The organism is Bacillus sp. SIMBA_008, from assembly GCF_046535495.1.
Taxonomy (GTDB): Bacteria; Bacillota; Bacilli; order Bacillales; family Bacillaceae; genus Bacillus; species Bacillus subtilis.
In genome coordinates this window covers 85,457-100,314 of record NZ_JAWRWL010000005.1, presented here as the reverse complement: position 1 = coordinate 100,314, position 14,858 = coordinate 85,457, and the positions used below count along the sequence as shown (strand labels likewise).

Sequence of the window (14,858 nt, the reverse complement as noted above, 5' to 3'; positions counted from 1 at the left end):
CCTGTAATGGGCCGGCTTTTTTCTTACTTGCTTTCAGTCAGCGCTGCGACTTCGGTCGTCCATCCGAATTCGTCTGCGACAGCGCCTTTTTGAATGCCTGTAATCGTGTCATATAGTTTTTTTGCGATTTCTCCTGTTTCACCGTTGTTGATCGAAAGTGTTTCATCCTGCCAGATCAGCTCGCCAACTGGGGAAATAACAGCTGCTGTACCTGTTCCGAAGGCTTCTTCAAGGATGCCGTCTTTATGGGCTTGGATGACCTCATCGATCGCAATTTTTCGTTCTGAAACTTGAAGGCCCCAATGCTTAAGCAAGGCGATGACTGAATTGCGCGTAATGCCTTCCAGGATGCTCCCGTTCAGCATCGGCGTTACGATTTCACCGTTGATTTTGAAGAAGATGTTCATGCTTCCGACTTCTTCGATGTATTTCTTCTCAATGCCGTCCAGCCAGAGTACTTGAGAAAATCCTTTCTCTTCGGCTACCTGCTGCGCTTTTAAGCTTGAAGCATAGTTTCCTGCGGTTTTGGCATTTCCTGTTCCGCCTTTTACCGCACGGACAAATTCACTTTCAACAGCGATTTTGACCGGCTTAATGCCTTCTTTGTAATAAGAGCCGACCGGAGAAAGAATGATCAAGAGCTTATACGTATGAGATGCCGCAACACCAAGGAAAGGCTCGGTTGCGATGATGAACGGACGGATGTAAAGGGACGTGCCCTCCGCATTTGGAATCCAGTCTTTATCAATTGCGACAAGCTGCTTTAAGCCTTCAAGAACCTGTTCTTCATCAATTTGCGGGATGCAGAGGCGGTCGTTTGATTGATTCAGGCGTTCCATATTTTTTTCCGGTCTGAAAAGCAGAACATGGTCATCCTCTGACACGTAAGCCTTTAACCCTTCAAACACGGTTTGGCCGTAGTGATAGACCATTGCGGCCGGATCCATTGATAAGGGCTGATAAGGAATGATTCTTGGATCGTACCAACCTTTATCTGCGGCATAGTCCATTACAAACATGTGGTCTGTAAACACTCTTCCGAACGAAAGCTGATTTGGGTCTGGTTTCGGTTTTTTTGTTGATGTCAATTCAACGCGAATCGTTTGTTTAGTCATGGTCAATCTCCCTGCTGTTAAATTGTTTATATTATCAAACTTATTTGAAAATAATTATATTCTATTGTATACCTTCAACAAATAATCGCAATAGGTTTGCTCAAATTTGTAAGAAATTCATATGAAAAAAGCAGGAGAAATTAATTCTCCTGCGTGTTCATATGCTCGAATAACCTGTCATAATCGGCGCGAGTGGCATCCCGAAGACCTTCAACACGTTCATTTGTAATCTCCTGTTTGCCTTCCTTCAAGCCGTCCAAGAAATATTGAACATATTCTTCAGATGAAATGCCCCGGTACGTCAGGCCTTGTTTATCGCGTGATTTTTGGTTTAAGCCCGTGTCCACCATAGGCGGTGCCATTTCAATCACTTCCACGCTCGTGTCGCGGAGCTGGTGTCTGAGCGTAAGCGAGAACGAGTGAAGTGCTGCTTTTGTTGCGCAGTACACCGGATAAACAGCTAACGGGTTAAACGCAAGCCCGGATGTGACCTGAACGATTGCCGCCTCAGGCTGCTTCATCAAATGAGGTGTGAAAAGGGCGGATAAATGGACAGGCGCTTGGAAATTAAGTTCAATTTCATCACCGTCCACAAAAAGCTCCTCTGTCCCTTTTTTAAAGTCAATTTCCTTTTGAATGCCGGCGTTGTTGACGAGAACATTCAAGTTCGGATATTCCTTTAAAGCCCATTCATACAATGCTTCCCGCTGCGAACGGTCTGCAACATCACATTGCTTTGTATGGATGTTTGGGAGCTGCTGCTTCGCTTCTGCAAGACGTGCTTCGCTGCGTCCGCAAATGATAACTTCATTGCCAATTTCCAGCAGGCGCTTGGCCAGTTCAAGCCCGATGCCAGCAGAACCCCCTGTGATTAAAACCGTATTGCCTGTCATCTTCATTGGATGTAACACCTCTTAATTAAGTTGGCTGTGATTCCTTTACTATTTCAAATCTTAGCAGGAAATATGCAGCCGCGTCCTATGAGATGCTCAGGATGAAGTGACTTTTCCGGTTTTATAAAATTCGTCAATTGCTTTATCGACATACACCCAGCCTTTCCAGCCGATGTGAATGGTGTCTTTCATGAAATACGGGTCATATTCATGCCCTGAGAAATCAGCAACCTGGAAGCCCTTCGCTCTGATTTGTTTATTTACCTTTTTGTAATAGTCAGTGCGTCCTTTTTTCGGGAAGCCCGTGTAATCGTACCATTTCCCGTTAACAGGAATGGTGACAAACATAGGCTCTGCGCCCGCATCCTTCAGGATATCGAGCATCATTTCAAAGTCGCCATATTCCGGTGACACCGCATACGATCTTCCTTTGTTTTTCCCTTTCAGCTTAGGCACTTTCGGCTTCAGCTTTTTATAGACAGGGTTGTCGATGTGAAAATCGTTAGAACCGGAGTGGCGTTTGCCCGATTGATCCGCTAGTTTATTCAATTCAGACCATGACTTATCCTTTACTGACTGCGAGATATAGCGCTTTGGCCCGGATGATTCTGTCGTTGAATAATACAGATCTTTCTTTTCCAGCATGCTGTAATACACTTTCGCCGCCGGCTTCAGCGCGTTCACTTTCCACGTCTGGCCGTTTACCATTGCTTTGTACAGCTCAGAAAGAATGGCATCGTTTTGCACAGCCTTAAAGCGAAGCATGCGTTTCATCATTTTCTTTTTAATTTCAGGGTCGATCTTATCGTTAAATGCTAAATCAAGCCCTTGCAGCGCAGAATAGTTCGGCGCGAAATGCTGTTCATCAGACCCGCGCTTAATAAACCATTGCGGAGACACGATGAATACGATTTTTTTGCCCTTCAGCTGATCCATATGGGCAGCGAAGTTTAAAGAATGAATCAATGACTGGGATCCGCCTTTGCCGACAAGGTATGGCGTGAATCCCTCATTGTTTACCTGAAAATAATTAGATGGGTGGAACTCGTCCAGCCGAGAAAGCTCAGAAGACCCGTAAATCGGAAGATATGTCGGATCTTTGAGCATCTGATCTTGTAAATATAGCCCTTGAAACATACTCGGATTCAAGGCTGTTGCTGACTCTTTCACACGCTTATCGGTGATGAAGCCTGTCAGCCATGAAGATGGAATTGCGATGGCGCCTGCGAATAGAATAAACGCCAAAATAATTGGACCGAAAAAACGCTTTTTCATTATTTCAACTCAGACAGCTGATTTACAATGTTGTTAGGTGTATTCCAAACGTCCCGGTCAAATTCAGTGATCGGCACTAAAATATCAAAACGGTTTTCAATCGCAAGCAGCAATTCTACTGTTCCAAAAGAATCAAGCAAACCTTCTTCAAAAATTTCAATATCAGGATTTTCCTTTACGATGTCATCCTGGCAAACCTCTGCTAAAACGTCTAATACCTCTTGTTTAAAATCCATAGCTTTCTAATCTCCTTTAATGGTGGTGATGAAATGGTTTTCCTGAGAAAATATAAAACCCGAAGCAAACGAAATGGAATGTGATCACAATCGCCAGAATGGTTGTCCAGCGGTTGGACGGCAGCCATTTATATTTCTTATTCCACTTCTCGAAAAAGTTGTAACACGTCATCAGAACGGCGTGATAGAGGCCGTAAATGATATATTGCGGCGCAAGCCCGTGCCAAACCCCCATTAGCATAAACAGCAGGAAATACCCGATGTTTGAGACGGCCATACGGTTTTTGATCCACTTTTTCTTAGTCATCCAAAATACGAATCTCATAAACACATAATCTCTGAACCAAAATGACAGAGACATATGCCAGCGATTCCAGAAATCTTTAATATTTTTACTGATAAACGGTTTATTAAAGTTTTCTGGTGATTTAATGCCCATAATGTAGCTGACCCCGACGGCAAACATCGTGTAGCCGGCGAAATCAAAGAATAAATACATGCTGTAGCCGTACATGTACAGCAGGTTCCCAAGAATCTTATTGTGCGTGATTGCGGGAAGATTCATGATGAAGTACGTATTGATCGCGTAGCCGATAATAAATTTATACAGGAAACCGATGAAGATTTTATGGATTCCCGTATACAACAGGTCGGCGTATTCTTCTTTCGTCCAAGCCTTCTGTTCATCCTTGACGAACCGGCGGTATCTGTCGATCGGGCCGGAGGAAATCGTCGGGAAAAACAGGATGAAATACAGCAGGCGGTGCAATGGCAGCTGTTCTTTCAGCAGTCCGTCTCTTGCTTCCATAATCAGCTGAACGCCTTTAAAGGTTAAATATGAAATCCCTAAAAAGCTGATCAGGTTATGCGGCGGATGATGCGGCTGCGGGTGTGAAAGAAACGGCCATATTTTTGACAGAAATAAAGGCAGAATAGACGCGATAACAGCTCCGCAAAAGACAAAGCCGCTGTTCGCTTTCTGCCGGTATGCCAGATAGCCGCTGATCAGGAGCACCTGCCATATTGTAAACAGGCACAGCGCGATGACCCCGTGTAAGTCGTGCGAAAAAATTAAAGCCAATATAATGATAGATATGAACATGTTGTATGCTTGAAATCTTTTTCCGTTTAAGCCGAGAATGATCGTCGGCAGAAGAAGAATGCCAAGCAGTATAAAGAATAAAAACGAGCTGTAGGGCGTCATACAAGAACCTCTTCGCCAATGCGTTTTCGGTCAATTTTGCCGTTAGCCGTCATTTGAATGTGATCCTGATAGATAAATTTTCTTGGGATCATATATGCCGGAAGAGAAGCGGCAAGCTCTTTTTTAATAGCGCTTGTCAGCTGGAATTCCTTCTCGAACTCATGCTCCTCAGGCACAATAGCAGCGATCAGGTACTCAACTGTTCCGTTTGGCTGATAAGGAATCACGACAGCAGAACGAACGTACTGTGACTGTCTGACATGGAACTCGATTTCCTCCAGCTCCATTCGATAGCCGTGAAGTTTAATCTGAAAATCCAAACGTCCTTGGCAGAAAATCTGACCGTCTTGAATAAAGCCGGCATCGCCAGTTCGGTATGCCCACTGGCCTTCATGAGAGAAAAACGCTTTTTCCGTCAGCTCTGGCTCACCAAGGTAGCCTCGGCTTACACTCGGCCCTGCAATGACGATTTCTCCTTTTTCTCCATCAGGAAGCGGCTGTCCCTGTTCATCCATAATGAAAATGTTCATATCTGGTTTGGCGAAGCCCACTGGAAGCGATTCGCTGCGGCTGATGACGTCAGCCGTAATTTCAACCGATGTGACAGCCACTGTCGCTTCAGTCGGGCCGTACGTATTAAAAATCTTTGCTTTCGGAAAACGCTCAAGCAGCGCTTTTGCCACAGAAACCGGAAGAACCTCTCCGCAAAACATAAATGTGTCCGCATGAGGCAGCAGATCCTGTGAAAAACCCGGATCCATCAGGCACATTTGCACAAAGGAAGGTGTTGATGTCCACACATTCAGCCCGGACTTCTTCAGCTCTTCAAATAAGACTTTCGGCTTGTTCACAGCATCCTTTGTCACGCAATGTAATGTCCCGCCTGATTGAAGGCACGGATATAGGTCCATGACAGACAAATCAAATGAGAACGGCGCTTGGTTTAAAAATATTTTTCCTCCGCTGACTGGAAAGTCTGCACAAATCCAGTCTGTGAAGCTTTGAAGATTCGTAGCGGAAATCTGCACGCCTTTCGGATTTCCTGTGCTTCCGGAAGTGTAAATGATATAAAACGTTTCGTGTTCTTTGACCCATTGATCTTGGCTGACAGAGCCGCCTTCGTTTTCCAGCAGTTCTGCCGCAGAAACTGTCTGAATCTGCTGGCCGACTGCATCAATTGAGAGTCCTGCTGCATGGATCAGCAATTCTGCTCCAGAGCTTTCGATAATTTTCGCAATCCGTTCGGACGGAATAGAAAGGTCAACCGGAATATAAGGATGTCCCGCTTTGACACTTCCCAAGAAGGAAACGATCATGTGCGGCTCCATGTGGCCGTACACAAGGATAGGAGATTTCTTTTCCCCAGAAATGCGTTTTTGGATCGCGGCAGCCGCGCGGTCAGACTGCTCCCATAATTCCTGATACGTGAGCGACTGGCCTTGAGAGCGGAAGGCATCGGTTTGCGGATAAGTTTCCGCATGTGTTTGAATAGCATGTAAAAGTTTCATAGTTATTCTCTCTCCAATTAGAAATCGTTATAAATATATGAACCGGTATTCGCGGTGTGAAAACCATACATAAAAAACAAAACAAGCAGTATCATCAAATAAAAGCCTGTATGACATGTCCACTTGACAGCGGGTTTTTCATACAGCTGTTTCATTAATTGCAGCATATCAAAAATTCCCTTCCCGTTTTTTCGACAATCACATGATTATTTGACGATCAGATGCTCAAAAAGTTTCATTTTTTCCCTAATCTCCCTCAAATTAATATATCGGCGTATGTTTTTGAAAATGAATCTTTATACCTGCAAGGGCAAGAATGGAATGTTTCGAGCTGATTCATAATAAAGGAAAAGATAGCTGGAGTCAAAAGATCTTTTTAACTTTTAAAAAGTGTAATGTACTTAAAAAAATTTTTCTGTACCTGTTCGTTCAAGTGAAAGCAGAAACCTAATGAAATCAGGGCGAGAAGCGTATAATAAGAAAGAAAACGCCTTCTTGCGGTATCTTGTGAAATAAGGGAGAAGTCATTATGATAGATAAGGAAGCAAAAGGAGTTTTTTATTAAGCTGCCGGCTGAAAAAAAGTAAGCCTTTTAATAGAAAGGAAGAGGAAGATGAACCAAACAAATAAGGGTGAGGGTCAGACAGCGCCGCAAAAAGAAAGCATGGGGCAGATCCTTTGGCAGTTAACCCGTCCTCATACGTTAACCGCATCGTTTGTGCCTGTGCTGCTCGGAACCGTTTTGGCGATGTTTTATGTGAAGGTTGATCTGCTGCTGTTTTTGGCTATGCTGTTTTCTTGCCTATGGATCCAGATCGCGACGAACTTATTTAATGAATACTATGATTTTAAACGCGGATTAGATACAGCAGAATCAGTCGGAATCGGAGGGGCCATTGTACGCCACGGAATGAAGCCTAAAACGATTTTGCAATTAGCTCTGGCCTCATACGGGATTGCCATTTTGCTCGGTGTCTATATTTGTGCGAGCAGCAGCTGGTGGCTTGCGCTGATCGGCCTTGTCGGCATGGCGATCGGCTACCTGTATACAGGCGGGCCGCTCCCGATTGCGTACACGCCGTTCGGTGAATTATTCTCAGGCATTTGCATGGGTTCGGTGTTTGTGCTGATTTCGTTTTTCATTCAGACAGATAAGATCAATATGCAGAGCATTTTGATTTCCATCCCGATTGCGATTCTTGTCGGCGCGATTAACCTGTCGAACAACATTCGTGATATTGAAGAGGACAAAAAAGGCGGACGCAAAACATTGGCGATTTTGATGGGGCATAAGGGAGCTGTTACTCTGTTAGCTGCGTCGTTTGCCGTCGCTTATATCTGGGTTGTCGGCTTGGTTATTACCGGTGCCGCAAGCCCATGGCTGTTTGTCGTCTTTTTGAGCGTGCCTAAGCCGGTTCAGGCAGTGAAGGGCTTCGTCCAGAACGAAATGCCGATGAATATGATTGTCGCAATGAAATCAACAGCCCAAACAAATACATTTTTCGGATTCCTGCTCTCGATCGGATTATTGATCAGCTATTTCCGATAATAAAAAAGACCGCTCGTTTCATGCGGTCTTTTTTTGTTACAATCGACCGCATTTTGTAAAAAAATTCATAGAACCTTGCAGCAGACAGGGACGTCTAGTACATGGACAGCGGATAAAGTTCCGTTAAAGGAGATGACGAACATGGATTTATCTGTAACACATATGGACGATTTAAAAACAGTAATGGAAGATTGGAAAAATGAGTTATTAGTTTATAAATTTGCGCTAGATGCGCTCGATACAAAGTTCTCAATTATCAGCCAGGAATATAACCTCATTCACGGACACAACCCGATTGAACATACAAAATCCCGTGTAAAAAGCTTTGAAAGCATCGTGAATAAGTTAATGAGAAAGGGCTGTGAGATTACGACGAAGGAAATGAAGGAGCATATTCACGACATTGCCGGCGTGCGCATCATCTGTTCCTTTATTTCTGACATTTATAATGTCGTGAATGTGTTGAAGCAGCATGAAGATTTGAGAATCGTAAAGGTAAAGGATTATATCCAGACACCCAAACCGAATGGCTATCGAAGCCTGCATTTAATCATTGAGATGCCTGTGAATTTAACGAACCGTGTGGAATACGTCAAAGCAGAAATTCAAATCCGGACAATCGCGATGGATTTCTGGGCGAGCCTTGAACATAAAATTTATTATAAATTGAACAATGACGTTCCTAAGCAATTAACAGATGAGCTGAAAGAAGCCGCGGAGATTGCCCATTACCTAGATGAGAAAATGCTGGGGATTAAGAAAGAAGTGGATTAAAAAAGACGGCACCCAAGTGCCGTCTTTTTTTATTTGATATCTTCAAAAATGTCAGATGCTTTCGCCTTCATTTGTTTCTTAATGGTTTTCGGTTTCTTCTCTTTTTTCACAGCCTCATAGACAGCGGCTGTCACAAGATCGCCTGCTTGCTGGAGGCGTTCTTTGCTGATATGTTCGATCGAGTCTTCAGGGGTATGATACCACGGCTCAACTTCTTCTGTTTCCGGGTCTCCCCAAATAAAGTTAGCGGAATCAATGCCGGCTTCGTGGAATGGCACATGATCAGATGATCCTCCCTGTGTCAGAGACAGGCTGTCAAACCCAATTTTTTCAGCAGCCGTACGGCTGGATTCCCAAACATAGTTAGATTGGCCATCCAATGTGTTGACATACAGCTCAGACGCTTTTTCCCAGCTTGTGCCTACCATATCTAAGTTGAAGTTCACTTCGCTTCGTTTCAGCTCTTTTTCCGATAGATGATCTACATAGTGAGAGGAGCCGAGCAGGCCGAGCTCTTCGGCGCCGAAAGCGATAAAGCGGATTTCTTTATCAGATGGAACGCTTTTTAAGACACGCGCCATCTCCAGCATAACAGAGGTACCTGAGCCGTTGTCATTTGCTCCGGGCGAAAAAGGAACACTGTCGTAATGGGCGGTCACGTACACAATGTCTGGATGTTTGATGTTCTTTGGTTTTTTGATTCCGATGATATTCTGGGAGGTTTGGTTTGTGAATGCTTTTAGTTTTAAGGTGGCTTCTTTTTGCTGGGTAAGTGCTTCGCCGTCTTCTTTCTTAATGCCGACGACCGGAATGCCGACTTTATTTCCCGACAGGTTTGGCGTCATAGGCACGAGGCTTTCTTTGTTGTTATAAATGATGACAGCTTTCGCTCCGGCGGCTTCGGCATTTTTGGCTTTCTCGTAATAAGTCAGGTCTCCTCTGGAAATCAAGGCGATTTTGCCCTTGGCGTCAGCGGTAAAGTCCTTTTGATAGCCCAATCCCGCATTGTAAAGCGGGGCCGTCAGCCCTTGTTCCTCAGTCGGAGCTGAGCCCGACGCCGCTTGGAGAAGAATATCGCGTCCTGCTGAAGACAGTGTACCCTCAAGCCGGTCAGGAATGTTGAATCGTTGAACCTTCACATCAAGCTTTAATTTTCTCATTGATGAGGCGATCAATAGGGCACTCTTTTTTTCAGCTGCAGTTCCGGCTATTCTGGGGCCGATTGCTTCACTTAGCTGAGAAATGGTAGAGTACGCATGTTTTGCTTTGAATGGAAGCTCGCGCTCGCTATTTGATATTTGTACAGCGTGCGCGGCAGGGGTGACACTCTGTGCCGGCAAGAGCAGTGTGCCGGCAGTTAAAACAGCCATCGTCATGACAGTCAAAAGCTTTTTCATCAAAAATAAACCTCCCCTAAATGTATGGTTGGGGAATATTTCGGGATGCTAAAGGAGTTTCCTGCAAGATGGAGAGCGTTTTTGAAAAGACAGTGCTTTATACCTGCAAAAAAACGCTTATGAATGAAGGGTCATAAGCGTTTCGGAATATCAGACTATTGGAGCTTTAAAAACTTGCGTTTGCCGACTTGGATGATCATATTCTCTCTTATCTCTGCTTTGGCGTGAACATCTGTTATTTTCTCTCCGTCGATGCGTACACCTCCGTTTTGAATCATGCGGCGCGCCTCGCTCTTCGAAGAGAGGAGCTTCAATGTAACGAGCAGATCGACAATCGCGATTGTTTTCTCGCCTTCCCATTGGACAGACGGAATATCATCAGGAAGGCTGTTTTCCTGAAAGACTGTTTTAAACGAGTGTTCGGAAGCTTCTGCTGCTTTCTCTCCGTGATACATTCGGACGATTGTTTTGGCTAAAAGCATTTTGGCATCACGCGGATGAACTGCGCCGGTTTCTAAGTCTTTCACGAGCTGTTTTTTCTCTTCAAGCTCTAAGTCTGTTGCCAAGTGGATGTATTTTTTCATCAGGCTGTCGGGCAGTGACATCGTTTTTCCGTACATGTCGTTTGGATGTTCGTTAATGCCGATGTAGTTGTGTTTCGACTTTGACATTTTTTCGACGCCATCCAAGCCTTCCAAGAGCGGCATAAGGATGACGACTTGTTTTTCTTTGTTGTATCGTTCTTGGAAATGCCGTCCCATGAGGACATTGAAATGCTGATCCGTTCCGCCTAATTCAATATCACTTTCGAGAACGACAGAATCATATCCCTGCATCAATGGGTAAAAGAATTCATGCAGTGAGATTGGTTTTTGCATGGCGATGCGTTCTTCAAAGTCGTCGCGCTCCATCAGGCGGGCTACCGTTATTTTCCCTGCTAATTCAATGACATCTTCCAGATTCAATGTTTTCAGCCATTTTGAGTTATAGTGAAGCTCGACTTTTTCTGGATCAAGCACTTTTCCGAATTGCTCAAAGTAGGTTTTGGCATTGTGCTGAACTTCTTCATCAGTCAGTTGCTTTCTGGCTGCCGATTTTCCCGTCGGATCACCAATTTTTCCTGTGAAATCCCCAATTAACAGCTGGACAATGTGGCCGTTTTCTTGAAATTGGCGAAGCTTATTTAACACAACCGTATGGCCCAAATGTACATCCGGTGCAGACGGATCTAATCCGAGCTTAATTTTAAGCGGCGTGCCCGTGGAAATTGATTTCATGAGCTTTGCCTTTAATTCCTCCGGCGGTATGACTTCGTGGGCGCCTGTCATGTATAGCTGAAGCTGTCTTTCTACCTCTTTTTGCTGTGACGCTGTGAGCTGCTCAAATGTTCTCATCATTTTTCCTCCTTTTTTACAAACACAAAAAAGAGCCCATCCCGATAAGGGACGTGGCTCAATGCACGCGGTACCACCCTGGTTGAAGACATTGTCTTCCGCTCATTCGAATAACGGTTTCCCGTTCTTTGCTACTTTTAAGGTTCACAAAGAAAGCTCGGGGAGGTAATTCACGTTTGCTGTGTTCCGGCTCGCACCTTCCGCCGGCTCTCTGAAACAGGGAGACAAACCGCTACTGGATTCCCGTCAAAGCTTATGTTGTATGAAGATTGTCAGCTACCTTTCTAAGCAGCCCTGTCAATATTTTCTGTTCGTCCTTCGTCATTCCCGCAATGAGCTCTGTTTCTCCTTTGTGAAACTCCGGGTAGAGTTCTTTGATTGCTTGTTTGCCGGAATCGGTGATAGAGACAAACACGAGTCGCCGATCTCTTGTGTCGATGCTTTTACGGCAAAAATTCTTTTTTTCGAGCGTTTTGATCACGTTGCTTGCTGTAGCTGTAGATATCCCTGACAGCTCAGCGATTTTTCTCGTTTCGAGCGCTCCCCATACCCATAGATCATAAAGAATGGAGAAAGCGGTCCAAGAAAGGTTATAGGAAGAAAGAACCTCAGTCTCCATTTTGACACGGAGCCTTTGTGCAGACCGATACAGATTTGTAGCGATCGAAATGGCTTCCAGGTTGAGTGACTCGACGGGCATTTGTTTGAGCTTAGAAAGTGTATCGTGTTCTTCCTTCCGAAGCTGCTGATGTTGATGTGAACGTTCCATTTTTTAGGCCTGCCTTAAATTATCAGAATCATTAGCTATGAAACGAATTTTAACAGAGTCTGGTGTGAACTTCAAGCCCATATATCGGTTGAATAAAAAAAGCCCAAACAACGCCAAAATAAACAAAAACCCGAAAACGGGGGTGCAGTTTTGCAAAAATATGTTCAATCCGACTATAAGCATGATCCGTTTCATCTGTTTTCGACAGAGCATGTAGTGACGTTAGCGATTATCTCCCTTTTGGCCATTCTGTTGTTTTTGTTCCAAGATGAGGTCAAGCAGCCGAGGGCCAGCCGGTTTTTGCGTTCTCTGTTTGTGTTTCTTTTGCTTGGTTCGCAAATCGGCTATCAAATATGGATGGTCGCCACGGACAGGTGGTCGGTGCGCACTTCATTGCCTCTCCAGCTTAGTGACCTGTCGGTGTATTTGTCAGCTATTATGTTAGTGACAAAAAGCAGAAAGCTGTTTGTGTTTTTGTTTTTTGTCGGCATCGGCAGTTCGATTCAGGCTCTTGCCACTCCTGACCTCGGTATGTTTTCATTTCCGCATATCCGATATATCCTCTTTTTTATTTCTCACGGGTCTGTGTTTTTATCCTGTCTGCTGATGGCTGTGATTGGCACCTACAGAATGGGCCAGCGCTCGTTATGGGTGACAGTCCTGCTTGTTAATGTGTACGGCGTCTGTATTTTTCTGATTGATCGCTGGCTTGGCGCGAATTATATGTATTTGACGAAAAAACCGGGCGGTTCCTCTCTCTTAGATGTTCTCGGGCCATGGCCGTGGTATATCGTCTCGGCTGAAGCCATCACAATCGCAAGCTTTTTCATTCTTTATTGGCTTTATCGCATCTTCAAAAAATGACACCTTTTTTGTTGTATCACACATTCTGTTTAAAAAAATGTCGGAGAACGTGTTTATTTTTTTGAAAAAGGGTATGTAACTTGTACAACAAAAAGGGAGATGAATACCATTGAGGAAAGATGAAATCATGCATATCGTATCATGCGCAGATGATAATTATGCTCGTCATTTAGGTGGGATGTTCGTTTCTTTATTGACTAACATGGATCAGGAGAGAGAGGTAAAATTATACGTCATTGATGGCGGAATTAAGCCTGATAACAAAAAAAGACTGGAAGAAACCACTTTGAAATTCGGAGTGCCGATTGAGTTTTTAGAAGTGGATACCAACATGTATGAACATGCGGTTGAGAGCAGCCATATTACAAAAGCCGCGTATTACCGCATTTCGATTCCCGACTTAATTAAGGATGAAAGCATCAAACGAATGATTTACATCGATTGTGATGCGCTTGTCCTAGAGGATATTTCTAAGCTATGGGACTTAGACATTGCGCCATACACCGTAGCCGCTGTTGAGGATGCGGGGCAGCATGAACGCCTGAAAGAAATGAACGTCACTGATACAGGGAAGTATTTTAACTCAGGTATCATGATTATTGATTTTGAGTCTTGGAGAAAGCAAAACATCACAGAAAAAGTCATCAACTTTATCAATGAACACCCAGACGAAGACTTTCTTGTGCTGCATGACCAAGATGCACTGAATGCGATCTTGTATGATCAGTGGTATGAACTTCATCCGCGCTGGAACGCTCAAACCTATATCATGTTAAAGCTGAAAACCCCATCGACTCTGTTAGGGCGGAAGCAATATAATGAAACAAGAGAAAACCCGGCAATCGTGCACTTCTGCGGCGGAGAAAAGCCTTGGAACTCCAATACAAAACATCCGTATCGCGATGAGTATTTCCATTACATGTCCTATACGAAGTGGAATACGATTGGGAATCCGGCGATCAACCAATAAATCAGATAAAAAAACGCTTTTGAGATGATCAAAAGCGTTTTTTGTTTGTCTCAGCGTGCGACTGACCGTTGGTAGAACCGCTGAATATGCATGGCGATGTAGCACAATTCTTTTTCAGGAAACTCAAAGCCGTATTCCTTCTTCACAAAGGTGCCGATGCTTAGGGCACACAGGAAGGCATCCTTAAACTTCTCTTTAATGATGTCAATCATTTCTGCGTCCAGCTCGTAAATGGATTCGCCTGCTTTGATATGCTGAATGGCAAAGCGGAGATGGGTCACGAGCCTTTCATAAGAGATGGTATCTTCAACGATATTAATAGACAGTTGAATTTCGATAATCTCGATAATATCACGGATCATTGTTGTAATATCAAGCGTTTGTGTCATATCGCCGGCATTGTTTCTTGCTGTGTGGATATGCATGGCGATATTGCCGATTTCATCATCAGGAATGTGAATCCCCAGTTTATCTTTAATCAGTGCTCTGGCCCATAAGCCGATCTGGAACTCCTTTGGATAAAGGACTTTGATTTCATTCAGCAGCGGATTTTTGATAACCATCCCATTGCTCAGGCGTTCAATTGCAAAAGAAAGATGGTCTGAAAAAGCGACATGAATGCGCTCGTTGATTTTGATGTTCAGCTCTTTTTCGGCATGAGAGATAATTTGCTCAGAAATCTGAATGTGGTCTTCAGGCAATGTTTCTAAAATCTCTTCGAACTGCTTATAGTCAGGTGTATCTTTTCTGATAAAGGTTTTTTCTATTTTTGACGGATCGACAATATCATTCTTCTTTTTGTTAAACGCAATTCCTGCACCCAAGAGAATCTTCTCTTCATTTTGATCCTTTACGACGATAGCATTATGATTTAATATTCTTTTAATTTTCATAGCTTTTTTGTCCTTTC

At 44.0% G+C, this 14,858-nt stretch carries 16 protein-coding genes and 1 other annotated feature; of the genes, 5 read left to right on the top strand and 11 right to left on the bottom strand.

What is annotated here, in order from left to right; all coding sequences use genetic code 11:
• Positions 1–23: 23 nt before the first annotated feature.
• From SB658_RS16770 to SB658_RS16740, 7 genes are all read right to left on the bottom strand, one after another.
• Complete coding sequence (locus tag SB658_RS16770) at positions 24–1,115, bottom strand: branched-chain amino acid aminotransferase (RefSeq protein WP_003244231.1); 1,092 nt, start codon at positions 1,113–1,115, stop codon at positions 24–26.
• A 140-nt stretch (positions 1,116–1,255) separates the two neighbouring features.
• Positions 1,256–2,014, bottom strand: a complete 759-nt coding sequence (locus tag SB658_RS16765) for an SDR family oxidoreductase (protein ID WP_029318645.1) — start codon at positions 2,012–2,014, stop codon at positions 1,256–1,258.
• Positions 2,015–2,104: 90 nt separating this feature from the next.
• A complete protein-coding gene (dltD, locus tag SB658_RS16760) occupies positions 2,105–3,283 on the bottom strand; it encodes a D-alanyl-lipoteichoic acid biosynthesis protein DltD (RefSeq protein ID WP_144500462.1) in 1,179 nt (392 codons plus the stop codon).
• A complete protein-coding gene (gene dltC / locus SB658_RS16755; protein ID WP_003227325.1) occupies positions 3,283–3,519 on the bottom strand; it encodes a D-alanine--poly(phosphoribitol) ligase subunit DltC in 237 nt (78 codons plus the stop codon). Before dltC ends, dltD begins: the two co-directional genes overlap by 1 nt.
• A gap of 16 nt (positions 3,520–3,535) precedes the next feature.
• On the bottom strand, positions 3,536–4,723 hold the full coding sequence (gene dltB, locus SB658_RS16750) for a D-alanyl-lipoteichoic acid biosynthesis protein DltB (RefSeq protein ID WP_003227327.1): 1,188 nt from the start codon (positions 4,721–4,723) through the stop codon (positions 3,536–3,538).
• Positions 4,720–6,231 (bottom strand): D-alanine--poly(phosphoribitol) ligase subunit DltA, encoded by a 1,512-nt coding sequence (gene dltA / locus SB658_RS16745; RefSeq protein WP_144500463.1) that lies wholly within the window; start codon positions 6,229–6,231, stop codon positions 4,720–4,722. The genes dltB and dltA overlap by 4 nt, the downstream gene beginning before the upstream one ends.
• 17 nt (positions 6,232–6,248) lie before the next feature.
• Complete coding sequence (locus tag SB658_RS16740) at positions 6,249–6,398, bottom strand: teichoic acid D-Ala incorporation-associated protein DltX (protein ID WP_003227330.1); 150 nt, start codon at positions 6,396–6,398, stop codon at positions 6,249–6,251.
• A gap of 149 nt (positions 6,399–6,547) precedes the next feature.
• Between SB658_RS16740 and SB658_RS16735 the strand changes: the two genes are divergently transcribed.
• The 3 genes from SB658_RS16735 to ywaC all read left to right on the top strand — a co-directional run bounded on the left by SB658_RS16735 (position 6,548) and on the right by ywaC (position 8,554).
• Positions 6,548–6,682 (top strand): hypothetical protein, encoded by a 135-nt coding sequence (locus SB658_RS16735; protein WP_021480955.1) that lies wholly within the window; start codon positions 6,548–6,550, stop codon positions 6,680–6,682.
• A 162-nt stretch (positions 6,683–6,844) separates the two neighbouring features.
• Positions 6,845–7,780: a 1,4-dihydroxy-2-naphthoate polyprenyltransferase gene (locus SB658_RS16730; protein WP_009968370.1), complete on the top strand. Its 936-nt coding sequence runs from the start codon at positions 6,845–6,847 to the stop codon at positions 7,778–7,780.
• A 141-nt stretch (positions 7,781–7,921) separates the two neighbouring features.
• A complete protein-coding gene (gene ywaC / locus SB658_RS16725; protein WP_003244564.1) occupies positions 7,922–8,554 on the top strand; it encodes a GTP pyrophosphokinase YwaC in 633 nt (210 codons plus the stop codon).
• Positions 8,555–8,583: 29 nt separating this feature from the next.
• On the opposite strand, the gene ywaD is transcribed toward ywaC, so the two are convergent.
• The 3 genes from ywaD to ywaE form a co-directional block, all read right to left on the bottom strand.
• Positions 8,584–9,951, bottom strand: coding sequence for an aminopeptidase YwaD (ywaD, locus tag SB658_RS16720; protein WP_003242515.1), 1,368 nt, complete (start codon positions 9,949–9,951; stop codon positions 8,584–8,586).
• 155 nt (positions 9,952–10,106) lie between these two features.
• Positions 10,107–11,348, bottom strand: a complete 1,242-nt coding sequence (tyrS, locus tag SB658_RS16715; RefSeq protein ID WP_144500464.1) for a tyrosine--tRNA ligase — start codon at positions 11,346–11,348, stop codon at positions 10,107–10,109.
• A 41-nt stretch (positions 11,349–11,389) separates the two neighbouring features.
• Positions 11,390–11,604: a binding site (T-box leader), on the bottom strand.
• The gene (gene ywaE / locus SB658_RS16710; protein WP_410601965.1) at positions 11,599–12,114 is read right to left on the bottom strand and encodes a tyrZ transcriptional regulator YwaE; all 516 of its coding nucleotides are present in this window, start codon (positions 12,112–12,114) and stop codon (positions 11,599–11,601) included. It overlaps the preceding feature by 6 nt.
• 150 nt (positions 12,115–12,264) lie before the next feature.
• Between ywaE and SB658_RS16705 the strand changes: the two genes are divergently transcribed.
• Positions 12,265–12,978: a YwaF family protein gene (locus SB658_RS16705; RefSeq protein ID WP_003242863.1), complete on the top strand. Its 714-nt coding sequence runs from the start codon at positions 12,265–12,267 to the stop codon at positions 12,976–12,978.
• A 109-nt stretch (positions 12,979–13,087) separates the two neighbouring features.
• A complete protein-coding gene (locus SB658_RS16700; protein ID WP_003242748.1) occupies positions 13,088–13,948 on the top strand; it encodes a glycosyltransferase family 8 protein in 861 nt (286 codons plus the stop codon).
• Between the two features lie 50 nt (positions 13,949–13,998).
• Here SB658_RS16700 and sacY read toward each other — a convergent pair whose 3' ends face one another.
• Entirely contained in the window at positions 13,999–14,841 is an 843-nt protein-coding gene (gene sacY / locus SB658_RS16695) for a transcription antiterminator SacY (RefSeq protein ID WP_003244589.1), read from the bottom strand.
• Positions 14,842–14,858: the final 17 nt, after the last annotated feature.